The organism is Streptomyces filipinensis, from assembly GCF_014649495.1.
GTDB classification, from domain to species: domain Bacteria; phylum Actinomycetota; class Actinomycetes; order Streptomycetales; family Streptomycetaceae; genus Streptomyces; species Streptomyces filipinensis.
In genome coordinates this window covers 348021-372498 of sequence record NZ_BMTD01000004.1, presented here as the reverse complement: position 1 = coordinate 372498, position 24478 = coordinate 348021, and the positions used below count along the sequence as shown (strand labels likewise).

The 24478-nt window shown below is 71.6% G+C and carries 23 protein-coding genes and 1 tRNA gene; 12 read left to right on the top strand and 12 right to left on the bottom strand.

Going from position 1 to position 24478, the window contains the following annotated elements; all coding sequences use genetic code 11:
- Positions 1-24 precede the first annotated feature (24 nt).
- On the bottom strand, positions 25-828 hold the full coding sequence (locus IE244_RS12640) for an exodeoxyribonuclease III (RefSeq protein WP_191873492.1): 804 nt from the start codon (positions 826-828) through the stop codon (positions 25-27).
- A 78-nt stretch (positions 829-906) separates the two neighbouring features.
- Between IE244_RS12640 and IE244_RS12635 the strand changes: the two genes are divergently transcribed.
- Positions 907-1383 carry a GNAT family N-acetyltransferase gene (locus IE244_RS12635; RefSeq protein WP_191873490.1) on the top strand — a complete coding sequence of 159 codons (477 nt, stop codon included), beginning with the start codon at positions 907-909 and terminating at the stop codon, positions 1381-1383.
- A 49-nt stretch (positions 1384-1432) separates the two neighbouring features.
- On the opposite strand, the gene IE244_RS12630 is transcribed toward IE244_RS12635, so the two are convergent.
- The 7 genes from IE244_RS12630 to galU form a co-directional block, all read right to left on the bottom strand.
- Positions 1433-1506, bottom strand: a tRNA-Ala gene (locus IE244_RS12630).
- A gap of 91 nt (positions 1507-1597) precedes the next feature.
- Positions 1598-2848, bottom strand: a complete 1251-nt coding sequence (gene sepX / locus IE244_RS12625; protein ID WP_191873488.1) for a divisome protein SepX/GlpR — start codon at positions 2846-2848, stop codon at positions 1598-1600.
- A 185-nt stretch (positions 2849-3033) separates the two neighbouring features.
- The gene (locus IE244_RS12620; protein ID WP_037686022.1) at positions 3034-3684 is read right to left on the bottom strand and encodes a GNAT family N-acetyltransferase; all 651 of its coding nucleotides are present in this window, start codon (positions 3682-3684) and stop codon (positions 3034-3036) included.
- A gap of 20 nt (positions 3685-3704) precedes the next feature.
- Complete coding sequence (locus IE244_RS12615) at positions 3705-4211, bottom strand: MogA/MoaB family molybdenum cofactor biosynthesis protein (protein WP_191873487.1); 507 nt, start codon at positions 4209-4211, stop codon at positions 3705-3707.
- Positions 4208-4720, bottom strand: coding sequence for a cyclic pyranopterin monophosphate synthase MoaC (gene moaC / locus IE244_RS12610; RefSeq protein ID WP_031169670.1), 513 nt, complete (start codon positions 4718-4720; stop codon positions 4208-4210). The genes IE244_RS12615 and moaC overlap by 4 nt, the downstream gene beginning before the upstream one ends.
- Before the next feature lie 84 nt (positions 4721-4804).
- Entirely contained in the window at positions 4805-6127 is a 1323-nt protein-coding gene (gene glp / locus IE244_RS12605; RefSeq protein WP_191873485.1) for a molybdotransferase-like divisome protein Glp, read from the bottom strand.
- Complete coding sequence (gene galU / locus IE244_RS12600; RefSeq protein WP_191873483.1) at positions 6124-7035, bottom strand: UTP--glucose-1-phosphate uridylyltransferase GalU; 912 nt, start codon at positions 7033-7035, stop codon at positions 6124-6126. The genes glp and galU overlap by 4 nt, the downstream gene beginning before the upstream one ends.
- Positions 7036-7167: 132 nt before the next feature.
- On the opposite strand from galU, the gene IE244_RS12595 reads away from it, so the two are divergent.
- A complete protein-coding gene (locus IE244_RS12595) occupies positions 7168-7749 on the top strand; it encodes a 5-formyltetrahydrofolate cyclo-ligase (RefSeq protein WP_191873711.1) in 582 nt (193 codons plus the stop codon).
- Between the two features lie 76 nt (positions 7750-7825).
- Here IE244_RS12595 and IE244_RS12590 read toward each other — a convergent pair whose 3' ends face one another.
- Positions 7826-10678 (bottom strand): penicillin acylase family protein, encoded by a 2853-nt coding sequence (locus tag IE244_RS12590; RefSeq protein ID WP_191873481.1) that lies wholly within the window; start codon positions 10676-10678, stop codon positions 7826-7828.
- Between the two features lie 237 nt (positions 10679-10915).
- Here IE244_RS12590 and IE244_RS12585 point away from each other — a divergent pair, with 237 nt between their 5' ends.
- The 6 genes from IE244_RS12585 (at position 10916) to mscL (ending at position 16784) form a co-directional block, all read left to right on the top strand.
- Positions 10916-12451 (top strand): potassium/proton antiporter, encoded by a 1536-nt coding sequence (locus IE244_RS12585; RefSeq protein ID WP_191873710.1) that lies wholly within the window; start codon positions 10916-10918, stop codon positions 12449-12451.
- 276 nt (positions 12452-12727) lie between these two features.
- Complete coding sequence (locus IE244_RS12580) at positions 12728-14026, top strand: MFS transporter (protein WP_191873479.1); 1299 nt, start codon at positions 12728-12730, stop codon at positions 14024-14026.
- A 67-nt stretch (positions 14027-14093) separates the two neighbouring features.
- Positions 14094-14399, top strand: coding sequence for an FmdB family zinc ribbon protein (locus IE244_RS12575; RefSeq protein WP_191873477.1), 306 nt, complete (start codon positions 14094-14096; stop codon positions 14397-14399).
- 100 nt (positions 14400-14499) lie between these two features.
- The gene (locus tag IE244_RS12570; protein WP_191873475.1) at positions 14500-15333 is read left to right on the top strand and encodes an S-methyl-5'-thioadenosine phosphorylase; all 834 of its coding nucleotides are present in this window, start codon (positions 14500-14502) and stop codon (positions 15331-15333) included.
- 245 nt (positions 15334-15578) lie between these two features.
- Complete coding sequence (locus IE244_RS12565; RefSeq protein ID WP_229854069.1) at positions 15579-16181, top strand: CpaB family protein; 603 nt, start codon at positions 15579-15581, stop codon at positions 16179-16181.
- 144 nt (positions 16182-16325) lie between these two features.
- Positions 16326-16784, top strand: coding sequence for a large conductance mechanosensitive channel protein MscL (gene mscL / locus IE244_RS12560; protein ID WP_191873473.1), 459 nt, complete (start codon positions 16326-16328; stop codon positions 16782-16784).
- A 19-nt stretch (positions 16785-16803) separates the two neighbouring features.
- Here mscL and IE244_RS12555 read toward each other — a convergent pair whose 3' ends face one another.
- On the bottom strand, positions 16804-16980 hold the full coding sequence (locus IE244_RS12555; RefSeq protein ID WP_191873471.1) for a hypothetical protein: 177 nt from the start codon (positions 16978-16980) through the stop codon (positions 16804-16806).
- A 121-nt stretch (positions 16981-17101) separates the two neighbouring features.
- Here IE244_RS12555 and IE244_RS12550 point away from each other — a divergent pair, with 121 nt between their 5' ends.
- The 4 genes from IE244_RS12550 to IE244_RS12535 all read left to right on the top strand — a co-directional run bounded on the left by IE244_RS12550 (position 17102) and on the right by IE244_RS12535 (position 21814).
- Positions 17102-18340, top strand: a complete 1239-nt coding sequence (locus IE244_RS12550; protein WP_191873469.1) for a low temperature requirement protein A — start codon at positions 17102-17104, stop codon at positions 18338-18340.
- Between the two features lie 45 nt (positions 18341-18385).
- On the top strand, positions 18386-19420 hold the full coding sequence (locus IE244_RS12545) for a P1 family peptidase (protein WP_191873467.1): 1035 nt from the start codon (positions 18386-18388) through the stop codon (positions 19418-19420).
- 272 nt (positions 19421-19692) lie between these two features.
- Positions 19693-20910 carry a L,D-transpeptidase gene (locus IE244_RS12540; RefSeq protein WP_191873465.1) on the top strand — a complete coding sequence of 406 codons (1218 nt, stop codon included), beginning with the start codon at positions 19693-19695 and terminating at the stop codon, positions 20908-20910.
- A gap of 157 nt (positions 20911-21067) precedes the next feature.
- A complete protein-coding gene (locus IE244_RS12535; protein WP_191873463.1) occupies positions 21068-21814 on the top strand; it encodes a DUF6227 family protein in 747 nt (248 codons plus the stop codon).
- A 30-nt stretch (positions 21815-21844) separates the two neighbouring features.
- Here IE244_RS12535 and IE244_RS12530 read toward each other — a convergent pair whose 3' ends face one another.
- Positions 21845-22096 (bottom strand): hypothetical protein, encoded by a 252-nt coding sequence (locus IE244_RS12530; protein WP_191873461.1) that lies wholly within the window; start codon positions 22094-22096, stop codon positions 21845-21847.
- Positions 22097-22219: 123 nt separating this feature from the next.
- Complete coding sequence (locus tag IE244_RS12525; RefSeq protein ID WP_191873459.1) at positions 22220-24460, bottom strand: PTS fructose transporter subunit IIABC; 2241 nt, start codon at positions 24458-24460, stop codon at positions 22220-22222.
- Between the last annotated feature and the right edge of the window lie 18 nt (positions 24461-24478).

Sequence of the window (24478 nt, the reverse complement as noted above, 5' to 3'; positions counted from 1 at the left end):
GCGCGCCCGCCCGGACGGGCCCGGCTACAGGTCGTAGACGACGGTCACCGGCGCATGGTCGGACCAGCGCTCGGCATGCGTGGCCGCGCGCTCGACGAAGCCCTTCACGGCCTTGCCCGCGAGCCGGGGGGTGGTGACGTGGTAGTCGATGCGCCATCCGGCGTCGTTGTCGAACGCCCGCCCCCGGTACGACCACCAGGTGTACGGTCCGTCGACCTCGGGGTGCAGGGCACGCACGACGTCGACGTAGCCCCCCTCCTCGGGGGCGAACACCCGGCCGAGCCAGTCCCGCTCCTCCGGCAGGAAGCCCGAGTTCTTGGTGTTGGCGCGCCAGTTCTTGAGGTCGGCCTGCTGGTGGGCGATGTTCCAGTCGCCGCACACGACCACCTCGCGGCCGTCGGCGGCGGCCCGCTCGCGCAGGTCCTTGAGGTGGGCGAGGAACTCGCCCATGAAGCGGAGCTTCTCCTCCTGGCGCTCGGTGCCGACCTCGCCGGAGGGCAGGTACAGGGAGGCGACGGTGACGCCGGGCAGGTCGGCCTCGACATAGCGTCCGCTGCCGTCGAACTCGCCGGAGCCGAACCCGACCCGGACGCGGTCGGGCTCACGCCGGGTGTAGAGGGAGACACCGGCACGGCCCTTGGCGGCCGCGGGGGCGTGCACGACGTGCCAGCCGTCGGGCTGCCGGACCTCCTCGGGCAGCTGGTGCGGCTCTGCGCGCACCTCCTGCAGGCAGACGACGTCCGCGGAGGTCTGCGCGAGCCACTCCACGAAGCCCTTCTTGGCGGCGGCTCGCAGCCCGTTCACGTTCACCGAGGTCACAGTCAGCACCAGGGCACGATACCGGCACACTGGTCGGGGCCCCGAAAGCCCCGTACCCGTCCACCGCATAGAAGTACGATGCCCAGCATGAATATACGTCGTGTTCGTTTCGACCACCCCGACGCCGTGAAGCTCAACGACGAGGTCCAGGCCGAGTACGCCGAGCGCTACGGCGACGACGGCGACGCCACCGTACTCGGCACCACGGACTTCGACCCGCCCGGGGGCGTGTACCTGATCGCGTACGACGAGCACGACCGGCCTGTCGCGACCGGCGGCTGGCGCAGCCGGGACCGCAACGACGAGGGCAACGAGGACGGCGACGCCGAGCTCAAGCGCATGTTCGTGATCGCGCAGATGCGCGGCCGGGGGCTCGCGCGCCGGATGCTCTCGGCCCTGGAGGAGGACGCCCGCATGGCCGGGCGCGTCCGCATGGTCCTGGAGACGGGCACCAAGCAGCCGGAGGCCATCGCCCTGTACTCCTCCAGCGGCTACGAACCGTGCGTCAAGTTCGGCTACTACCGGCACCACGAGGAGAGCCGCTGCTTCGCGAAGAAGCTGTAGACACGATGAAGCCCCAGTCGGCTTTCGCCGACTGGGGCTTCATGCTGCGTGGACCTGAGGGGATTTGAACCCCTGGCCCCCTCGATGCGAACGAGGTGCGCTACCGGACTGCGCCACAGGCCCTTGCAACGAGTGAAACTTTAGCATCCCGATCGGGGTGCTTGGAAATCCGCTCCCTGACTGGTCAGCGCGCCTTCCCGAAGTGTGGCGGCCGTCACTCGTTGGCCGCGCGCGGGCGGTCGCCGTCCTCGTACTGATCGAAGAGGGGCGTGCCGCCGCGCTCGCGTGCCCGGCGCGCGGAGGCCGCCCGGCGGGCGTCGCTACGGCCGTCCGCCGGCTTGCCCCCGGCCGCCGGCGTCCGCTCGTCGGCCGCCCCGCTCTCCGGTGCGTGGCCCGCCTCGTGCTCCGGGGCGACCGAGCTGGAGCGCGCCGAACTCCAGGTGCCGGGCGCCCCCAGATCCACATCGGAGGTGGCACGCGGCGCGACCGGCGCGGTGACGTACGTCGGCAGGGGCACCGGTACCGGGTCCCAGCTGTCCCCGCCGGGCCGCCGCTGCCGTTCGCGCTGCTGGTCGACCCACTCGGCGTGGTCCGTCTGCTCGACCAGGGCGCGCCGGTCCGCGGCGAGCGCGGCGAGCCCGGTGTCCGTCCCGGACTGAGGGACCTCCTCCGATTCGTCCGCGGCCGGACCCTCCTCCAGGGGCGCGCGCCGACGCGGCTGGCGTTCCCGCAGCCGCTGGGCGGCGTCCTCGGCCCGCCGGCGGTCCATCTGGTAGGCGAAGCGACGGCGCTCCTGGGAGCGCAGGTAGGCGATGTACCCGCTGAGGAGGCCGGCGGGTACGGCCGGCGCCCACAGGAAGGCGAGTCCGCCGACCGCGGCGACGATGGCGCCGAACGTGAAGCCGAGGAAGAGCACCACGGTGGTGCGTCGGCGGCGCGCGAGGACCTTCGAGCGCTGGGCGCGCGCCGCGGCCGCCTGCGCCGAGGGCCCGCGCCGCGCGGACGGTACTCGCTTCTGGGCGGGCACGGTGCCGGACGGGGGCGCGGTGCCGGGCACGGTGCCGGACGCGGGTGCGGGCACGGTGCCGGACGCGGGCGTCGGCTTGGGTGCCGGGACCGCGGCCTGCGCGCGTACCGGTTCCGCCTTCACGGGTGCGTCGGGTTCGGCGTCGGCGTGCACCTGACGGCGGGTCGGAGGCACGGCGAAGGCCCGGACGTCCACCGAGTCGGTGACGGCGTCCGGATCGCCGGTGTCCGGCTCCCCCTCCTGGTCGGAGCGCGCCCGCAGGTCCTTGGCGTACCGGCGCTCCATTCCCGCCCGTCCGGACAGCAGCCGGATGGCGGTGCTGAAGCGTTCCGTCGGACGGGCCTCGTTCAGCTCGTCCTGCCTACGGAGCCACATCGGCACCAAGTAGGCGGCCCAGGCCCCGACAATGACTGCGTAGATGAGGCCGCTGCTGCTCACGTCTCACACCGTAGAGGGGTTTGCATGAGGCCATCTGCCAATTGGGCCGGTGTGTCGCACGATCTGGCTGATATTTCCAGCTTCTTTTGCGACCGATGCGATCAGCGGACCGCCGCAGGTGTGAATTCAATGCCCTGAGACGGTCAGCAGACGGTCAATTTCGAACACATATTCAATTTCGGGGGCTAGCCGGGATTCCCGGGACTGTTCTCCCGCTCGCTGTGCCGCCCCTCACTGTGCCGCTCCTGCCGAGAGCGTGCCCGCTGCCACCGTGCGAGCAACCCGTCGGGCACCTCTTCCGCGGTGAGCGCGAACACCAGATGGTCGCGCCAGGCCCCGTCGATGTGCAGATAACGCGGCCGGAGCCCCTCCTCGCGGAATCCGAGTTTCTCCACGACCCGGCGGCTGGGCCGGTTCTCGGGGCGAATGCAGACCTCGATGCGGTGCAGTCCGACGGCCCGGAAACAGTGGTCCACCACCAGCGCCACGGCCGTCGGCATCACCCCGCGTCCGGCCACCGACTCGTCCACCCAGTAGCCGACGTGGCCCGAGCACATCGACCCCCAGGTGATCCCGGCGACCGTCAGCTGTCCGACGAGCTGCCCCTGGTACTCGATGACGAACGGCAGCATCCGGCCCGCGTTGGCCTCGGAGCGCAGGTGCCGGACCATCTGGCGGTAGGTCGGCCGGTGCACGATCGGCCCGCTCGGCGTGGGCGGCGGAATGGTCGCCTCCCAGGGGCGCAGCCAGTCCCGGTTGCGCCGGTTCACCTCGCGCCAGGCCCGCTGGTCGCGCAGCTTTATCGGCCGGAGGACGACATCGCCGTCCGCCAGCACGACGGGCCAGGAAGGGCTGTTCAGCTCGCACCCCCGCTCGTGGGTCCGGGTCTGGGGTGGTCGCCGCCGCGGATCTGCTCGACGGCGTGGACCAGCAGGGGTTCGAGCACGGCGAGGCCGTCCTTCACCCCGCCCGTGGAGCCCGGCAGGTTCACGATCAGGGTGCGGTCCGCCACGCCGGCCAGGCCCCGGGAGAGCGCCGCGGTCGCCACCTTCTCCCGGCCGAACGCCCGGATGGCCTCCGCGATGCCCGGCACCTCGCGGTCGATCACCGCGCGGGTCGCCTCGGGCGTGCGGTCGGTCGGTGAGATACCGGTGCCGCCGGTGGTGACGATCACGTCGTAGCCGGCGCCGGCTCCCGCGCGCAGGGCTGCCTCGACGGGGTCCCCGTCCGGGACGACCCGGGGGCCGTCGACGTCGAACCCGAGGCTCTTGAGGCCGTCGGCGATCAGGGGGCCGCCCTTGTCCTCGTAGACGCCCGCGGCAGCCCTGTTGGAGGCGGTGACCACCAGAGCGCGGTAGGTCATGCCCGGCTCCAGTCGCCCGACTTGCCGCCTGTCTTCTCCTCCACCCGTACGTCCGTGATGACCGCTCCCTTGTCGACCGCCTTGACCATGTCGACCACGGTGAGCGCGGCGACCGTCACGGCGGTGAGGGCCTCCATCTCGACGCCCGTACGATCCGTCGTCTTCACGGTGGCCTGGATCCGCACGGCGTCGTCCGCGACCGACAGGTCCAGTTTCACACCGGACACCGACAGCGGGTGGCACAGCGGGATCAGGTCGGGGGTGCGCTTGGCGCCCATGATGCCGGCGATCCGCGCGGTGGCCAGGGCATCCCCCTTGGGCATCCCCTCACCGCGCAGCAGCTCGACCACGCGGGGCGAGACGAGGACGCGGCCGCTGGCGCGGGCGGTGCGCGCGGTCACGTCCTTCCCGGACACGTCGACCATGCGGGCGGCGCCCGCCTCGTCGATGTGCGTCAGTCGGTCCTGCGCAGGGGGTCCGGGGGTCTCCCCCCGGGAAGGCACTGTCATGGCTGTGGCGCTCCCGGTCCGGGCCCGTCGCAGTGCGGTGCACGGGCCTGCTGTGCGCGACACGCTACCGCCAACCAGCAGGGCTCAGCCGAGCAGGACCACCTCCACCTCGGCGCCGGGCTCGACGGACTCGCTGTCCTCGGGGACGACGATCAACGCGTCGGCCTGCGCCAGGGCGGCGATCAGGTGCGAGCCGGCGCCGCCCACGGGGGTCACCTCTCCGTCGCCGTACGCACCGCGCAGGAACTGCCGGCGCCCCTTGGGCGAGCGCAGCGCCTTGTCCGCCTTCAGGACGGCCCGGGCGCGGGGCCGGTGCACGTCCGTGAGGCCCATCAGGGCACGGATGGCGGGCCGGACGAAGAGCTCGAAGGAGACGTACGACGACACGGGGTTGCCCGGCAGGGCCAGCAGCGGTGTGTGGTCGGGGCCGATGGAGCCGAAGCCCTGGGGCTTGCCGGGCTGCATGGCGAGCTTGCGGAAGTCCACGCCGCTGCCCGCTTCGTCCTCGTCACCGGCGTACGACAGGGCCTCCTTGACCACGTCGTACGCCCCGACGCTCACCCCGCCCGTGGTCACCAGCAGGTCGGCGCGGATGAGCTGGTCCTCGATGGTGGAGCGGAGGGTCTCGGCGTCGTCCGCGACGGCGCCGACCCGGTAGGCGATGGCGCCGGCGTCCCGCGCGGCCGCGGTGAGGGCGAAGCTGTTGGAGTCGTAGATCTGGCCGCGGCCCAGTTCCTCGCCGGGCTGGACGAGTTCGCTGCCGGTGGACACGACGACCACGCGCGGGCGCGGGCGCACGCGTACCGTCGCGCGGCCGATCGCGGCCAGCAGTGCGATCTGCGGCGGGCCGAGGATCGTCCCGGCCTGAAGGGCGCGGTCGCCGGCCTTCACGTCGCTGCCCGTGGCGCGCACGTGCGCGCGTGCCTCGGCGGGGCGGTGCACACGCACCTGCCCCTCGGCGCCCTCGGGGGCCAGGCTGCGCGCCCGCATGCCGCTCACCGGGCCCTCGCCGAGTCCGCCGTCGGTCCACTCCACGGGGACGACGGCCTCCGCGCCGGGCGGGAGCGGGGCGCCGGTCATGATGCGGGCGGCCTGGCCGGGGCCGACCCGCAGCGGGTCGGCCGCGCCCGCCGCGACGTCGCCGACGACCTCCAGGACGGCCGGGAACTCCTCGCTGGCGCCCGCGACGTCCGCGACCCGCACCGCGTACCCGTCCATGGAGCTGTTGTCGAACGGCGGCAGGGACACCGGCACCGTGACGTCCTCGACCAGGACGCAGCCCTGGGCGTCGAGCAGTTGCAGCTCGATGGGTTCGAGGGCGCGGACGGTCGAGAGGATGTCCTCCAGGTGGTCGTCCACCGACCACAGGTCGTCCGGGCCGGCGGGGCGGGTCGCGGCGCTGCTCAAGACTGCTGCATCTCCTCGGCTACGTAACTGCGAAGCCAGGTCCGGAAGTCCGGGCCCAGGTCTTCACGTTCGCACGCGAGTCTGACAATGGCACGCAGGTAGTCGCCGCGGTCGCCGGTGTCATAGCGGCGGCCCTCGAAGACGACGCCGTGCACCGGGCCGCCGACCTTCTCGTCCGTCGCGAGCTGCTGGAGGGCGTCGGTGAGCTGGATCTCGCCGCCGCGGCCCGGCTCGGTCTTGCGGAGTATGTCGAAGATGTGCGGGTCGAGGACGTACCGGCCGATGATCGCGTAGTTCGACGGGGCGTCCGCCGGATCCGGCTTCTCGACGAGACCGGTGATCCGTACGACGTCACCCTCGTCGGTGGTGTCCACGGCCGCGCAGCCGTAGAGGTGGATCTGCTCGGGCGCGACCTCCATGAGGGCGATCACGCTGCCGCCGTGCTGCTCCTGCACCTCGATCATGCGCTGCAGGAGCGGGTCGCGGGGGTCGATCAGGTCGTCGCCCAGGAGCACCGCGAAGGGCTCGTGGCCGACGTGCGGGGCGGCGCACAGCACCGCGTGGCCGAGGCCCCTGGGGTCTCCCTGCCGCACGTAGTGCATGGTCGCCAGGTCGCTGGACTCCTGCACCTTCGCGAGCCGTTCGGCGTCGCCCTTCTTCTCGAGCGCCGATTCCAGCTCGTAGTTGCGGTCGAAGTGGTCCTCAAGGGGACGCTTGTTGCGTCCGGTGATCATGAGCACGTCGTCGAGCCCCGCCGACACGGCCTCCTCGACCACGTACTGGATCGCTGGCTTGTCTACGACCGGCAGCATCTCCTTGGGAGTGGCCTTGGTGGCCGGCAGGAACCGGGTGCCGAGGCCTGCCGCGGGAATGACAGCCTTGCTGATCCTGGGGTGCGACTGAGTCATGCCCGCAACCTTATCCGGTGCCTTTGCAGGGATTCTGTGGCTCCGGCTGGTTGACCCTTATATGGCTGCATTGGAAGGGTGCGAGGACGAGCCGTGGAACACGACGGACGCGCGAGCGAGACTGACAAGCGAATGTTGCGGCGGGAGTTCCTCTCGGTGAGGAACAGGTTGACGGACGATGACGTCGACGCGACGGGCCGCGCCCTGGCGGAGCGCGCGCTGGAACTGCCGGAACTGACGCATGCGCGCACGGTGGCGGCGTACGTCTCCGTGGGCGGTGAGCCGGGCACGACGGCGCTGCTGGACGCGCTGCGCGCGCGGGGCGTACGGGTGCTGCTCCCGGTGCTGCTGCCCGACAACGACCTCGACTGGGGCGCGTACGCCGGCCCGGACTCCCTGGCGCGGGTCCAACACGGCGGGAGGATGGCGCTCTTCGAGCCCTCCGGCGCGCGTCTCGGCCCGGACGCCGTGACGGCCGCGGACGTCGTGCTGCTGCCCGGGCTCGCGGTCGACGCGCGCGGCATGCGCCTGGGGCGCGGCGGAGGGTCGTACGACCGTGTGCTGGCCCGTCTGGAGCGCGCGGGCGCACGCCCCCGGCTCGTGGTGCTGCTGTACGACACGGAGGTCGTCGCGCACGTCCCGGCGGAGGCACACGACAAGCCCGTGCACGCGGTGGTGACGCCCTCCGGCGTGCGCCGCTTCCCAGGCGCCTGATCGGACACGGCACAGCGGAAACGGCCCTCCACGCGTGCGTGGAGGGCCGTTTCCGCTGTGCCGTGCCGTCAGCGGCTCACGGCTTGAGGACGAGTGTGTCGCTCGTGCTCTTGTCGACCGCGTTGCCCGAGAACGACCAGGGCAGCAGCTCACCCTTGGCCCACAGGCTCGTCTGGTCCGTGTAGTGCGCGCTGAAGGCGTGCCCGGAGGCGCCGGTCAGGTTGATCCACCGGGACTTGTCGAAGTCCTTGAGGTTGACCACCATCCGCATCGACGGCACCCAGATGACGTTGTAGCCGCCGGCGGCGTTCCAGCCGGTGGCGTTCACCGTGGCCTCGCCGCCGCTGAGCTTCCAGGGGCCGCGGTTGAGGATGTACTGCAGCACCTGGGGGCCGTCGGTGCCGAGCGTCTGGTTCTTCAGGAACAGGCGGTGCAGCCGGCCCCAGCTCCAGGTGTCGATGTCCTTGCCGAGCTTGGCGGTCAGCTCCCAGCGGGCGTCGATCATGGCGCGGGCGAAGAGCTGGTCCATGTTGTTGGCCGCGGGACGGGTGCCCGACTTGGGCGTCTTCCACCAGTCGCTGTCCGGCTTGTCCATCAGGGTGCGCACGACCTCGAACCAGCGGTCGCCGCCGTCCGGCTGCGCCTGGTCGGCGTCACGCTCGCCGCATTCGCGCACCTTGGTGTCGTCGTCGACCGGACCGGTGCTGTCGATCTTGTCGACCCACAGGCACTGCCCCTTGACGCGCAGCTCCTTGGGGAGCTTGTTGCCGAAGGCGAGCTTGAGGACGTTGCGCCACACGGCGTTGAAGTAGGCGGCCGCCGCGGAGTCGGCGTCCTGGGTGTAGTCCCAGCCCTCCAGCAGCTTCTGGGCGTCGCGCACGTGCTTGTCGTCGAGGTTGATCTTCAACAGCTTCGGCACCAGCAGCCTGGCGATCTCGCTGCTGCTGTCCAGCTGCATCTGCCGCATGTCGTCGGTCGAGATCTTGCCGTTGTTCTTGATCTTGGACTCGATCAGGTCGGCGATGCGCTGGCTGCGGGTGCCGTAGGCCCAGTCGGTGGTGAGCGTGTACGGGTACTTGGCCTGGTCGACCACGGCCTGGTTGGCGGTGACGATGTAGCCGCGCTTGGGGTCGAACTCGTAGGGCAGCTCGTCCTGCTTGATGAAGCCGGTCCAGCGGTACTTCGGGTTCCAGCCCGGCGCCGGCAGGGAGCCGTCGTCGGCGGAGGAGCGCGTGGGGATCCTGCCGGGCAGCGTGTAGCCGATGTGGCCGGCGGTGTCGGCGTAGACCAGGTTCTGCGACGGCACGTCGAACAGGGCGGCCGCCTTGCGGAAGCTGCTCCAGTCGGCCGCCCTGTCGAGCGCGAAGACGGCGTCCATGGAGGTGCCCGGGTCGAGCGCCGTCCACCTCAGGGCGATGCCGTAGCCGTCGCCGCGGTCGGGGGCGGCGGTGTTGACCGTGGCCTTCCTGCCGACCTCGACGAGTTCGTCGTCACGGTCGGACAGCAGCGGCATCCCGTCCTGCGTCTGGCGCACGACGATCGTCTTGGTGGCGCCGCCGGCGACCTTGATGGTCTCCTCACGGGTCCTGAACGGCCGGATCTTGCCGTCGTACAGGTAGCCGTTCGAGCTCACCTTCTCCAGGTAGAGGTCGGTCACGTCGACCCCGGAGTTGGTCATGCCCCAGGCGATGTCCGCGTTGTGCCCGATGATCACACCGGGCAGCCCGGCAAACGTGTAGCCGCTCACGTCGTACTGGCACGTGCTGGAGACGCTGCGGCAGTGCAGGCCCATCTGGTACCAGACCGACGGCAGCGACGGCGACAGGTGCGGGTCGTTGGCGAGCAGCGGCTTCTTGGTGATGGTGTACCGCCCGGAGACCACCCAGGAGTTGGAGCCGATGCCCTGGCCGTTCACTCCGACGGCGGTGGGCACGTCGTCCAGGACGTGGTAGAGCCCCCCCAGCTGGCTCGTGAGCGACGATCCGGTCGCGCCGGCGGTGGAGGAACCCGTCGAGCCCGTCGTGCCCCCAGAGGCGCCTGTGGTGCCCGTGGTGCCGCCGGACGTCCCCGTCGCGCCGGTCGCGCCCGTCGTTCCCGTCGCGCCGGTCGTGCCGGTGCTCTGAGAGGTGCTCGTGGCGCCGCTCTGCTCGAAGGACTTGGTCAGCTGGCTGTACTGGCCTTCCTGCACGATCGGCTTGTTGCGGCCGTAGGGGTACGCCGGGTACAGGTCCTGGATCTGCTGCGGGCCGAGCCTGCTGGTCATCAGGGCGCGGTCGATCTCGTCCTGCATGTTGCCGCGCAGGTCCCAGGCCATCGCCTTCAGCCAGGAGATCGAGTCGACCGGGGTCCACTCCTGCGGCTTGTAGTCGTTGGTGAAGCCGAGCGCGGCGTACTCCAGGGAGATGTCCTTGCCGTCCTTGCCCTGGAGATAGGCGTTGACTCCCTTGGCGTACGCCTGGAGGTACTTCTTCGTGGAGGCCGACAGCTTGGTGTCGTACTCCTGCCTGGCGATCCGGTCCCAGCCGAGCGTGCGCAGGAACTCGTCGTTCTTGACCTGGCTCTTGCCGAACATCTCCGACAGGCGCCCGGAGGTCATGTGCCGGCGCACGTCCATCTCGTAGAACCGGTCCTGCGCCTGGACGTAGCCCTGCGCCATGAACAGGTCCTCGTCGGAGGACGCGTAGATCTGCGGGATGCCGTTGCCGTCCCGCTTCACGTCGACCGGTCCCGACAGACCGTCGAGCGTGATCGAACCCTTGGTCTGCGGGAAGGAGGCGCGGACGGTACTGATCGACCAGTACGCCCCGTAGGCGACGCCCCCGATGATGGCCAGTACCAGCACCAGCACGACCAATCGGGCTTTGCGCCCCTTCTTCCTGCCGGACTTGGCGGGCTTGTCACCCGTTGTGGCGGTGGTGTTGGGGGGCATCGCTGTCCTTGCTGTCCTAACGCGAGCGGCAGGTCGGGCTGTGACTTTGAATGAGCGCTGGAGCAACCATAGGCGCAGGGCCCTGTCCCGCTTGACGCGGAGTCGGGAACCAGCGCGCACGAGCGTTCGATCTTGCCTCGGCGAGCGTCAAGAAAGCGTCAAGAGTTAGGTAAGGTAACGAAGTACTTGGGTGCGGTGCGCCGCAGCCTCGGGTCTTGTGTACGTGAGCTCGCGCCCCTGCGCACGGGCCAAGGAAGGGAACCGCCGCTGACTGTTCACCACCTCAACCAGCTCCTGCTCGTCTGCTCCGTGGTCCTGCTCGTCGCCGTCGCGGCCGTCCGGATCTCCTCCCGCAGCGGGCTCCCCAGCCTGCTCGTCTACCTGGCGATCGGCGTCCTCATGGGGCAGGACGGCATCGGCGAGATCCACTTCAACAGCGCCGCGGTGACCCAGGTCATGGGGTACGCGGCCCTGGTCGTGATCCTCGCCGAGGGCGGCCTCGGCACGAAGTGGAAGGCGATCAGACCGGTCCTGGCGTCCGCTTCCGTCCTGGCGACCGCCGGCGTCGCCGTCAGCGTCGGGGTCACCGCGGCGGGCGCGCACTATCTGGTCGGCCTGGAGTGGCGGCAGGCGCTGATCATCGGCGCGGTGGTGTCGTCGACGGACGCGGCGGCGGTCTTCTCGGTGCTGCGCAGGGTTCCCCTCCCCGCGCGCGTGACGGGCACGCTGGAGGCGGAGTCCGGCTTCAACGACGCCCCGGTGGTCATCCTGGTCATCGCCTTCTCGACGGCCGGCCGGGTCGAGCACTGGTACGTCCTGCTGGGCGAGATAACCCTGGAACTGGCCATCGGCGCCGCCATAGGGCTCGCCGTGGGCTGGTTCGGCTCCTGGGGACTCAAGCACGTCGCCCTGCCCGCCTCGGGTCTCTACCCGATCGCCGTGATGGCCATCGCCGTCACCGCGTACGCCGCCGGCGCCCTGGCGCACGGCAGCGGTTTCCTGGCCGTCTACCTGGCCTCGATGGTGCTCGGCAACGCCAAACTGCCCCACTGGCCCGCCACGCGCGGCTTCGCCGAAGGGCTCGGCTGGATCGCCCAGATCGGCATGTTCGTCGTGCTCGGCCTGCTGGTCACCCCGCACGAGCTGGGCGACGACGTGTGGCCCGCCCTGGTCATCGGGCTGGCCCTGACGATGGTGGCCCGCCCGCTGAGCGTGGTGTTCAGCCTGGCGCCGTTCCGCGTGCCGTGGCAGGAGCAGACCCTGATGTCGTGGGCGGGTCTGCGCGGCGCCGTGCCCATCATCCTGGCGACCATCCCGATGGTGAACGGCGTCCCCGGCAGCCGCCGCATCTTCAACATCGTCTTCGTACTGGTCGTGGTCTACACCCTCGTCCAGGGGCCGACCCTGCCCTGGCTGGCGCGCACCCTGCGGCTGGGTGAGCACGGCGAGGCCGCGGACCTCGGCATCGAGTCGGCGCCGCTGGAGCGGCTGCGCGGACACCTGCTGTCCATCTCGGTCCCGGAGGGCTCCCGGATGCACGGCGTGGAGGTCAGCGAGCTGCGGCTGCCGCCCGGGGCCGCCGTCACGCTCGTCGTCCGCGAAGAAGAATCGTTCGTTCCCTTGCCCTCGACAGTGCTGCGCCGGGGCGACGAGCTGCTCGTCGTCGCCACCGACCCGGTGCGCGACGCGGCCGAGCGACGCCTGCGCGCGGTCGCCCACGGCGGCAAGCTGGCGGGCTGGCTGGGCACGAACGGGGCGGGCAGCTCGCGTTAAGGGTACGTTTCGGGCACTTCACACCCCGTGAAATCCCAGGTGACCGGCCTTCATGGTGCTCATTTTCACAGCCGGGGGAGGCTCTGATCCCTGTACCATGAAGGCGCACCCTGATCGAACCAACTCTGCCTGACGCAGAGCTGGCGCGACCGTATGGCGGCCGGGTCCCCCCACCCGCAGTGGGCGCCGGTATCTACCGCAGTCCGCGCAAGAGGACAGCTCTCGGCACCCGGGCCCACACGGCCCGCGCTACCAGGCGGCAGAAAGGCACGGGCCGTGGGATCCACGGTCTCCACCACCGAACCGGAGAAGACCTCGCCGGCCTCGTCCCGCCCGGGATACGGACAGCTGCTGCGCACTCGCGGCGCCTGGACCTTCCTGCTCCCCGGTTTCGCCGCGCGCCAGCCGTTCGCGATGCTCACCCTCTCCATCGTGCTGCTCGTGCAGCACACCACCGGCTCGTACGGCGCCGCGGGCGCCACCGCGGCCGTCACCGGTGTCTCGATGGCACTGTTCGCGCCGTACAGCGGTCGCCTCGCCGACCGCTACGGCCAGCGCGCCGTGCTGGTCCCCGGCGTCCTCGTGCACACGCTGGCGGGCCTGTCCCTGACGGCGCTCGCGCTGGCGCACGCTCCCCTGTGGGCGCTGTTCCTGGCGGCCGTCCCGACGGGCGCCTCGGTGCCGCAGGTCGGCCCGATGGTGCGGGCCCGCTGGGGCGTGAAGCTGCAGGGTTCGCCCCTGATGACCACCGCGGCGGCGTTCGAGTCGGTCACGGACGAGCTGACCTTCGTCTTCGGTCCCCTGCTGGCGACCGCGCTGTGCACCGCCGTGACGCCGGCGGCGGGACTGCTCACGGAGGGCGCGCTGACCCTGGTCGGCGGGCTGCTGTTCGCCGCGCAGAAGGGCACGCAGCCGCCGGTGGGCGGGGAGAGCGGGCAGGCGCGTGTGGAGCACGCGTCCGCGCTGCGCGTGCCCGGCGTGCGCGTGCTGGTCGTGACCTTCCTCGGCATCGGGTCCGTCTTCGGCGGCATGCAGGTGTCGCTGGCGGCGTTCACCGAGTCGATCGGCGAGCCCGGTCTGAACGGCGTCCTGTACGGCGTCTTCGCCGCCGGAAACATGCTGTCCGGCATCGTCTGCGGCGCGATCGCCTGGAAGACCGCCCCCCAGCGGCGCCTGGTCGTCGGCTACACGGGGCTCGCGATCGTCGCCTCCGCCCTGTGGACGGCGCACTCGACCATGCTGCTCGCCGGCCTCGGCCTGCTGGTCGGCATGTGCATCGCGCCGGCGCTGATCACCGGCTACACGCTGGTCGAGGGGCTGGTCCCGGCCGGTGCCCGCACGGAGGCCTTCACCTGGCTGACCGGCGCCGTGGCCCTCGGTCAGGCGGCCGCCGTGACGGTCGCCGGGCAGCTGGAGGACCGGCTATGGGGCGGCGCGGGGTTCCTGGTGCCGATGGGGGGCACCGTGCTCGCGCTGGTGACCCTGCTGGCGCTGCGATCGCGGCTGGTCGCACGGCAGCAGAACCGTACCGTCGCACGTGGCGTCGGTCACCGAGTGCCGGTGACGGTGGACTGATCCCCCGGAATACGTCACTATGGACCGTCGTTAGCACTCATCGAGTGAGAGTGCCAGGAGGAAGACAGTGCCGACCTACCAGTACCAGTGCACCGAGTGCGGCGAGGGCCTTGAGGCGGTGCAGAAGTTCACTGATGACGCCCTGACCGAGTGCCCCAACTGCAGTGGCCGCCTGAAGAAGGTGTTCTCCGCGGTCGGCATCGTCTTCAAGGGCTCCGGCTTCTACCGCAACGACTCCCGTGGCTCCACGTCGAGCAGCAGCCCGGCGTCGAAGCCGTCCAGCACGTCGGGCACGTCTTCGTCCGACTCGAAGCCGTCCTCGACGTCGGCCTCGGCGTCGTCGACTGGCTCCACCAGCAGCTCGGCCGCCTGACACCCTCTTCCCCGGACCCTGCCGTCGTACGACGGCAGGGTCTTCGGTGTTCACCGGCACCCGCTCCCCCGCGGTTTCGCCGCCCGCTAGTGTGCTGGTCATGGCGAATGCAGAGATCGGCGTGATCGGCGGCTCGGGTTTCTACTCGTTCCTCGACGACGTGGCAGAAGTCCAGGTGGACACCCCTTACGGGCCGCCCAGCGACTCCCTCTTCCTCGGCGAGATCGCCGGCCGGCGGGTCGCCTTCCTGCCGCGGCACGGCCGCGGCCACCATCTGCCGCCCCACCGCATCAACTACCGCGCCAACCTGTGGGCGCTGCGCTCCGTCGGCGTACGGCAGGTCCTCGGCCCCTGCGCGGTGGGCGGGCTGCGGCCGGAGTACGGCCCCGGCACGCTGCTCGTGCCCGACCAGTTCGTGGACCGTACGAAGTCCCGGATGCAGACGTACTTCGACGGGTTGCCGCTGCCCGGCGGCACCGTGCCGAACGTCGTGCACGTGTCCATGGCCGACCCCTACTGCCCCACCGGACGGGCCGTCGCCCTGAAGGCCGCGCGGGGGCGGGACTGGGAGCCGGTGGACGGCGGCACGCTGGTCGTGGTCGAGGGGCCGCGCTTCTCGACGCGTGCCGAATCGTTGTGGCACCAGGCACAGGGCTGGTCGGTCGTGGGCATGACCGGTCACCCGGAAGCGGCGCTCGCCCGGGAACTGGAGCTGTGCTACACGTCGCTGACCCTGGTCACCGACCTCGACGCGGGCGCCGAAACCGGCGAGGGCGTCTCGCACGAAGAGGTGCTGCGGGTGTTCGCGGCCAACGTGGACCGGTTGCGCGGCGTGCTGTTCGACGCGGTCGCCGCGCTGCCGGAGACCGGGGCGCGGGACTGTCTGTGCGTGAACGCGCTCGGTGGAATGGACCCTGGTTTCGAGCTGCCGTAGCGCTCTTACGGGAAGCGTCGGCGGCGCTGCGCAGCGGCGGCGCCGTGAACCCTTCCTGGGGTCGGACAGAGGACGAGCCGGTGGACGAGCCGGTGGACGCATGAGTGGACGACGGAGTGGAATTCCCCGTTCGAGTGAGCGAGTTGTCCACAGTCCGTCCGTGATCCACCGGCTCCGGCGGGATGCGGCGCGAGGCCTCATCGTGGCATCACAAGCCGAATTCCTCGTCGCAGGCGGTGATTCCCATGCCCTGGTCCTCGTCGTCCCCGCAGCCGTCGGGCCCTTCCCCCTCGCCCACCGGCTCGCCCTTCCCGCCTCCGCTCCGGCTGCCGCGCCCCCTGGGCACGGACGCCCCGGCGACCTGCGAGGTCCCGCCGTTCCCTCCGGTCCGCGTGCGCGGCGGGCGGTACCAGCTGCAGCGTCTCGTACGACACCGCAGGCGGGCCGTCGCGGCCGGTCTCGCGGTGACCGCGGCCGCGCTCGTCGCCGCCGGGCCGCACAGCGGGGCCGGACCGCACCGCAGGGAGGGCGCCCGCGCTCACCCGCTGACGGCACCCGTGCGCCGGCACCCGGCGGTGGACCTGGTCACGGCGCCGGTGCGGATCGCCGACGCGGCCACGGTCCGGCTCCTGCGACCCGGCGACCGCGTCGACGTCATCGCCGCCGGGGAGGCGCCGGCCGGTGGCGCCCGGGTGCTCGCGCGCGGTGTCCGGGTGACCGGGGTGCCGGAGCCCGTGCAGGGCGGAGCGGAGAGCGGGGCACTGCTCGTGTTGTCGGCGCCGCGCGGCACGGCGGCACGTCTCGTCGGCGCGAGCGCCACCGCACGGCTGGCGGTGACGCTGTGCTGAACCGTCCCGGACGCCTTCCGGGCACGGGCGGCCTCCCGTCGAGTGCCCTGACCGACCCGTCGCACTGGACAGGACGGCCTCACCGTGCCGTAGGTTGCGGAGCGTTTCGTTCCACACCCTGTGCATGCGAGGAGAGTCCCCTAGGTGAGCGCGAAGCAGGTACCGAACGTCTGGCAGGGCTTCAAGGCCTTCCTCATGCGCGGCAACGTCGTCGACCTGGCCGTGGCCGTGGTGATCGGCGCGGCCTTCTCGAACATCGTCAACTCGGTCGTGAAGGGAATCATCAACCCGCTGGTCGGCGCGATCGGCACGCAGAACCTGGACAACTACAGCTCGTGCCTGAGCGCCTCGTGCAAAGGGACGCACGGCATCCGGCTGATGTGGGGCTCCGTCCTCGGTGCCGCGCTGACCTTCCTGATCACCGCGACGGTGGTGTACTTCCTGATGGTGCTGCCGATGTCGAAGTACCTGGCCCGGCAGGCGGCCCGCCGGGCGGCCCGGGAGGGCACGAAGGAGGTCATGGAGGTGACCGAGCTGGAGGTCCTCAAGGAGATCCGCGACGCGCTGGTCGCACAGCGCGGACCGGGGCGCGACGAGCGCTAGCGGCGCTGACGCGGGCGGCTCAGAGGTGGTGGGGCGGCTTCTCGTCGAGGAAGCGCTTCAGATCGGCGGCGCTGTCACGGTCCCCACGCTCGCCCCATCCGCGGTCGGTGTCGTCCGAGGACTGCTGGTCCAGCGGGTCGTCGAAGACCAGCACGGGCTTCGGCTCGCGGGGCTCGGATGCAGGGGCGGTACTCATGCCTCAAGGGTACGGCCCCCCGGCACGCCCTGAGCTGGCCTTTCCCCCGGCACCCCGCACCCCCACCGTTTGTGAATTCGTTCACAAGATTTCGGGGCGGATTTCTGCTGTGCTGGGAAGCATGACGTCCAGTTCCGCTCCGGCGCCCGCCTCCTCGGGCGCACCGCAGTCCTCCGGACCGCTGCGACGGCTCACCGCGCGCGGGCGCGACGAGGCCCACCGGGTCTCCTCACCGCTGGAGCTCTTCTTCGACCTGTGCTTCGTCGTGGCGATCGCGCAGGCGGGGGCCCAGCTGGTGCACGCCGTCACCGAGGGACACGCGGGCGGCGGAATCCTCAACTACGCCATGCTGTTCTTCGCGATCTGGTGGGCGTGGATGAACTTCACGTGGTTCGCCTCGGCGTACGACAACGACGACGCGCTCTACCGGGTCGTCACCCTGGTGCAGATCGCCGGCGTCCTGGTGCTGGCCGCCGGCATCTCCCCGGCCTTCCAGCAGCACGACTACCTGATGGTCTGGCTCGGCTACGTGATCATGCGGCTGGCCATGGCCACGCAGTGGCTGAGAGTCGCGAGATCGGCCGACGGTGCGGAGCGGGCCATGGCGTTGCGCTACGCGTGCGGGGTGCTGCTGTGCCAGGTCGGCTGGCTGGGACTGGTGCTGCTGCCCGCGCCCGCGCGGCCCTGGGTCTTCGTCGTGATGGCGGTCGTGGAGATGTGCGTGCCGCCGTTCGCCGAGAGGGGCCACGAGACCTCCTGGCACCCGCACCACATCGCCGAACGGTACGGCCTGTTCACCATCATCGTGCTCGGCGAGACGATCGCCGCGGCCACCGTCGCCGTGAAGTCGGCCGTGGCCGAGCACGACGCGCTGGGCGAGTTGCTGCCGATCGCGGCAGGCGGGCTCCTGATCGTCTTCTCCGCGTGGTGGATCTACTTCGTGGTGCCCATCCACGGTCACCTGCACGCCAACAGACAGGCCTTCCTGTGGGGCTACGGGCACTACCTGATCTTCGCCTCCGCGGCGGCGATCGGCGCGGGCCTGGAGGTGACCGTGGAACACGCGGTCGGCAAGGCCCACATCTCCGCGCTGTCCGCGTCGGCGGCCGTCACGCTGCCCACGGCGCTGTATCTGCTGACCGTCTGGGCGCTCCACTCACGGCACTTCAAGGTCGGCATCGCCCAGCAGCTGGTCCTGCCGGTCACGGCGCTGCTGGTGATCTGCTGCACCTTCCTGGGCGACTGGGCGGTGCTCGCGGCGGGGCTCGTGTCCTCGGCCGCGGTGGCGACCGGAGTGGCGCTGACGGCGCGCATGACCCACCGGGAGCGCGCGACGAATGCCACCGCTCCGGCGGGCTGACCGCTCCTCTCCTTCCGGGCGCCCGGAAGGACCAGACTGGCCTCCATGACAGTTGACGCGATCACGGACATCGCCGGTGTGCGGGTGGGGCACGCCACGCGCCGCGGGGACGGCTGGCTCACCGGTACCACGGTGGTCCTCGCTCCGGAGGGCGGCGCGGTCGGCGCCGTGGACGTGCGCGGCGGCGGCCCCGGCACCCGGGAGACCGACGCGCTCGATCCGCGCAACGTGGTGCAGCGGATCGACGCGGTCGTGCTGACCGGCGGCAGCGCGTACGGGCTCGAAGCGGCGTCCGGCGTGATGGCCTGGCTGGAGGAGCAGCGGCGCGGGGTGCGGGTGGGGACGGACCCGGCGCACGTCGTGCCGGTCGTGCCCGCCGCATGCGTCTTCGACCTGGGGCGCGGCGGGAGCTTCGGCGCGCGGCCGGACGCGGCCACGGGACGTGCGGCGGTGGAGGCCGCCGCGGCGAGCGCGCCGGGCGCCGGGGTGGCGGAGGGGTGCGTCGGGGCCGGTACGGGCGCCGTGGCGGGGTGGATCAAGGGCGGGGTGGGCACGGCGAGCACGGTGCTCGACTCGGGGATCACCGTGGCCGCGCTGGTGGTCGTGAACGCCGCGGGGTCGGTGATCGAGCCCGGGACCGGAGCGCTGTACGGCGAGTTGTGCCAGGGGCGGGTGACGTACCCCGACGAGCGCGTGCACGAGGAGGCGTGCCGGCGCCTCGCCCAGACCGCCGCGAAGACCGCGCCGCCCCCGCTGAACACGACGCTGGCCGTGGTCGCGACCGACGCGGCCCTCTCCAGGGCACAGGCGCAGAAGCTGGCGGGGACGGCGCACGACGGGATCGCGCGCTCGGTGCGGCCGGTGCACCTCATGAACGACGGGGACACGGTCTTCGCGCTGGCGACGGGCGCACATGCGCTCGCCGAGCACCCGTTGGCGCTCAACGACGTCCTCGCCGCCGGCGCGGACGCCGTGACGCGCGCGATCGTGCGGGGCGTGCGCGCCGCCGGGTCGGTCGACGGGCCGGGCGGGGCCTGGCCGTCGTACGGGGAGTTGTACGGGGCGCGCCAGGGGTGGTGAGGGTCCGACGGTGGCGGTGAGGGACGCGGTATCGCGCTCTCACCGCGCGCAGTGAGCCCGCGTGCCGTCCAACAGCCCTGCCCCAGCGTCGGGTTGGGGACCGGGGACGTGCCCCGGGCCGGGGGAGCAAGCCGTCCGCGGGGCTCGAATTGTCGCGGTTCTGTCACGTCATGGCGGTCATGGGGATCGGAGGGAACCTTCCCCGACGCCGGTGCACTCTTTCTCCACGCACTGGAACGGATCACGCACATCACACGAACCTGGAGCAGCTCGTGACAACGCCGGACATTGCCGCGCGGCGCGCACTGGGGGCCTGTGCCGCCATGATGGTCGGCGCCCTCACCCTGACCGCTTGCGGAGGCAGCGCCAACGCGACCAGCGACGGCAAGGGCGGCAAGGACTCCCCCAAGACGTCCACGGCGAAGATCGCCATCTCGGCCAAGGACGGTTCGACCGGCGCGTCCATCAACGCGACCGGGGTGAAGGTCAGCGGCGGCAGGCTGACCGACGTGAAGATGACCGTGGCCGGGACGGGGCAGACCGTGGCCGGCGCGATATCGGCGGACGGGAGCAGCTGGAAGCCGAAGCAGCAGCTGGAGCGCGGCACGAAGTACCAGCTGGGCGCGACGGCGAAGGACGCCGACGGGCGTACCGCGGCGGCGAACTCCATCTTCACCACGGTCACGTCGTCGAGCAGCTTCATCGGCACCTACACGCCGGACAACGGCAGCACGGTGGGTGCGGGCATGCCGGTGTCGTTCACCTTCGACAAGTCGATCACCGACAAGAAGGCCGTGCAGTCGCACATCACGGTCGGCTCCAGCAGCGGCCAGCAGGTGGTCGGGCACTGGTTCGGGGACCGGCGGCTGGACTTCCGGCCGCAGGAGTACTGGAAGGCCGGCTCCAAGGTCACGCTGAACATCGACCTGGACGGGGTCGAGGGTGCGCGGGGCGTCTACGGGGTGCAGAAGAAGACCGTCTCCTTCACCGTCGGGCGGTCGCAGGTCTCCACGGTCGACGTCAACACGCAGACCATGACGGTGGTGCGGGACGGCAAGACGATCAAGACGGTGCCGATCTCCGCGGGCAGCGCGCAGCACACCACGTACAACGGGCAGATGGTGATCTCCGAGAAGTTCGTGCAGACGCGCATGAACGGCTCGACGGTCGGCTTCGGCGGCGAGTACGACATCCCGGACGTGCCGCACGCGATGCGGCTGACGTCGTCGGGGACGTTCATCCACGGCAACTACTGGTACGACAAGGGCAACCCGCCCTTCGGCCGGGAGGGCACCAGCCACGGCTGTGTCGGCCTCGCGGACGTGCAGGGCGCGCAGGGCGCCACGTCGGCCAAGTGGTTCTTCGACAACTCACTCGTCGGGGATGTCGTGATCGTGAAGAACTCCCCGGACACGACCGTCGCCCCGGACAACGGGCTCAACGGCTGGAACATGTCGTGGAGCGCCTGGACCGCGGGAAGCGCCGGCTGAGCGGCGGCTTGTGACGACACGTGAGGCCGCGCGGGAACTCCTCGCGCGGCCCGCGCGTTTTCCCGGCGTACGTTTTCTCGGTTCCCGGACATGATGTCCGACCGAGGGGCTACGGTATGCACCCACAAGGTGACATGCAGCAACGCCGGGAGAAACCTTGAGCGTTCCGTACGAGACGGCAGCGTACGAACCAGCCGAGTCGCCCGAGTCTCCGGAGGAGCATCTCGCGCGGCTCCTCGGCCGGACCCTGAACTCCTTCGAGCTGCCCGACGAGGTGATATGGCAGCTCGACTGCGCGCTGGCGCACGACAGTTCGCTGCACTCCGCGTACCACAGCGCGGGGCGGCACCGGGAGACGTACCGGCACACCTGGCTGCTCGCCGACGGCTCCGCGGTCACACTGTGGGAGCTCGTGCACAACCCCACGCCGGGCGGCCCGCCGGAGCACGAGGTGTACGTCGACGAGGAGGAGCTGCAGGCGGCCACCGCGCGGCTCGGGCTGCCGCCGGAGACACCGGAGTTCGAGCTGCCCGCGCTGACGCGGCTGTGGGCGATCCCCGAGCCCCGGCAGGTGTTCGCCTCCGACGACTCGGCCGACCACGCGCGCCGCCTGCTGCGCCGCGCGGAGAACCCGGACCGGCCCGGTACGGAGACCGCGGCGCTGCTGGCGACGGCGACCGCGCACCACATCACCCAGGCGTTCGGGCGCCCGGGGCGCGCCGGACGCGCGGGACTGAGCTACGCGCTGTACGAGCACGCGTTCCTGCTGCCGGACGGCGGTGAGATCTCCCTGTGGGAGGTCGAGCACACGGCGACACCCGACGGCCGCCACATGTGCGAGGTGTACATGTCGGAGGACGCGGCCCGGGAAGCCATGGAGCGGCGCGCGGCGCGGCAGGGCTAGCGCGGACGGGGGAGGCGGGCTCCGCGTCGGTCAGCGATCGCCGAGTCGCCGTACCAACCCGGCGAAGGCGTCCCGTTCCGCCGGGGACAGCTCCACCGACTCCCGCGGGGGTCCGGACTTCGGCTGGGACGGCAGGAGCGGGAGGCGGACAGCCGGGAGCTCTCGGACGGCCTCCGCGCGAAAGCGGCGCAGCAGGCGCATGACGCCGACCGCCCAGACCACACCGGCCAGGGTGAGAACGGCCGCGCCGGCCAGCTGGAGAGTCGAGACGTGCTCAGGCATGCGTCCCAGTACACACCACAGTCCGGGACTTTGGCCCCGGACCGTGACGTATCTCGCAGGTGCCGTGAACAACTCACAGCGAACTAAAGGGACAAGGCGTGGCGGCGTGAAGGGCCGCGGTGGTCAGGCCGCCACGGGCTGCCCGGTCTCCTTCGGCGCGTTGGCGGAGTTCGCCCCGGGGTCGGCGGCCGTGGTCTGCGGGGTCTGCTTGCGCAGGCCCTTGAGGAGGACGACCAGGGCCGTGGTGGCGCAGACGCCGGCCGCGACGGCGACGAGGTACAGCAGCGGGTTGCCGATCAGCGGGACCACGAAGATGCCCCCGTGCGGGGCGCGCAGGGTGGCGCCGAAGGCCATCGACAGGGCGCCGGTGAGCGCGCCGCCCACCATGGCGGACGGGATGACCCGCAGCGGGTCCGCCGCGGCGAACGGGATCGCGCCCTCGGAGATGAAGGAGAGGCCCAGGACCCAGGCGGCCTTGCCGTTCTCGCGCTCGGTCCGGGTGAACAGCCTGCCGCGCACGGCGGTGGCCAGGGCCATCGCCAGCGGCGGGACCATGCCGGCCGCCATCACCGCGGCCATGATCTTCATCGCGGAGTCGCTGGGGTCGGAGACCGCGATGCCGGCGGTGGCGAAGGTGTAGGCGACCTTGTTGACCGGGCCGCCCAGGTCGAAGCACATCATCAGGCCGAGCAGGGCGCCGAGCAGCACCGCGTTGGTGCCGGTGAGGCCGTTCAGCCAGTCGGTGAGGCCCTTCTGGGCGGTGGCGATGGGCTTGCCGATCACGACGAACATCAGGAATCCGACGATCGCCGAGGAGATCAGCGGGATCACCACCACCGGCATGATGCCGCGCAGGGCCGCCGGGATGTCGATCCGCTGGATCGCCAGCACCACGCCACCGGCGATCAGACCGGCGGCCAGGCCGCCGAGGAAGCCCGCGTTGATGGTCAGCGAGATCGCGCCGCCCACGAAGCCGGGGACCAGTCCGGGCCGGTCGGCCATGCCGTAGGCGATGTAGCCGGCCAGCACCGGGACCAGGAAGCCGAAGGCCACGGCGCCGATCTGGAACAGCAGGGCGCCCCAGCTGTCGGCCTGGGTCCACGCGAAGTGGTTCATCACCGACGGCGCCTTGTTGATCTTGTAGCCGCCGATCGCGAAGCCCAGGGCGATGAGCAGGCCGCCCGCGGCGACGAACGGGACCATGTAGCTCACACCGCTCATCAGCCAGGTGCGCAGCTTGGTGCCGTACCCCTCGGTGGTGTCGCCCGCGCGCTCGACCGGCGTGCCGCCCGACGCGGGCGCCGGCGCGCTCGTCTCGCCGCGCTCCGCCTTCTCCCGCACCTCCGTGATGAGTTCGGCGGCGCGGTTGATGCCCGCCTTCACGCCGACGTCGACGGTCGGCTTGCCGGCGAAGCGGTCCTTGTCGCGTACGGGGACGTCGTGCGCGAAGATCACGCCGTCCGCCGCCGCGATCACCTCCGCTTCCAGCCGGGTGAAACCGGCCGAGCCCTGCGTCTCGACGACGACCTCGGCGCCCGCCGCGCGGCCCGCGTTCTCCAGGGACTCGGCCGCCATGTAGGTGTGCGCGATACCGGTCGGACAGGAGGTGACGGCGACGATACGGAAGGGGCGCTCGCCGGAGTCCGGGGTGGAGCCGGCGCCCGCGGGGGTCGCCTGCGCCGGGGCGGTCGCCCCTGGCGCCTGCGGGATGGTGGCCGCCGCGGCGCCGGCGGAGGCCGCCGCCGGCGCCGCAGCGGTGTCTTCGGAGGCACCCACAGCGCCCGCGGCGCCCTGAGCGGCGCCCTGAACAGAGCCTTGAGCAGAGCCCTGGGCCGCGTGCGCACCGGTGGCGCCCGCCTCGTCGGACGCGCCCGCGCCCGCGTTCTCCTCGATGGACTCCGGGGCCCGCACCGCACTCGGGGCCTCGTCCCCGCGGATCAGCGCCGCCGCCGTCCCCGTGTCGGTCACCGCGCGCAGCGCCGAGGTGAACTCGGAGTTCATCAGCTGCCGGGCCAGGGAGGAGAGGATCGTGAGGTGGGCGTCGTCGGCGCCGGCCGGGGCCGCGATCAGGAAGATCAGATCGGCCGGGCCGTCCGCGGCGCCGAAGTCGATGCCGGCGGCGCTGCGGCCGAAGGCGAGGGTGGGTTCGGTGACGTGGGCGCTGCGGCAGTGCGGGATGCCGATGCCGCCGTCGAGGCCGGTCGGCATCTGCGCCTCGCGGGCGGCCACGTCGGCGAGGAAGCCCTCCAGGTCGGTCACCCGGCCCTGGGCGACCATGCGCTCGGCGAGGGCGCGCGCCGCCGCTTCCTTGGTGTCGGCGGACAGGTCGAGGTCGACCAGGTCCGCGGTGATCATGTCGCTCATCGCGGGCTCCTCTGCACG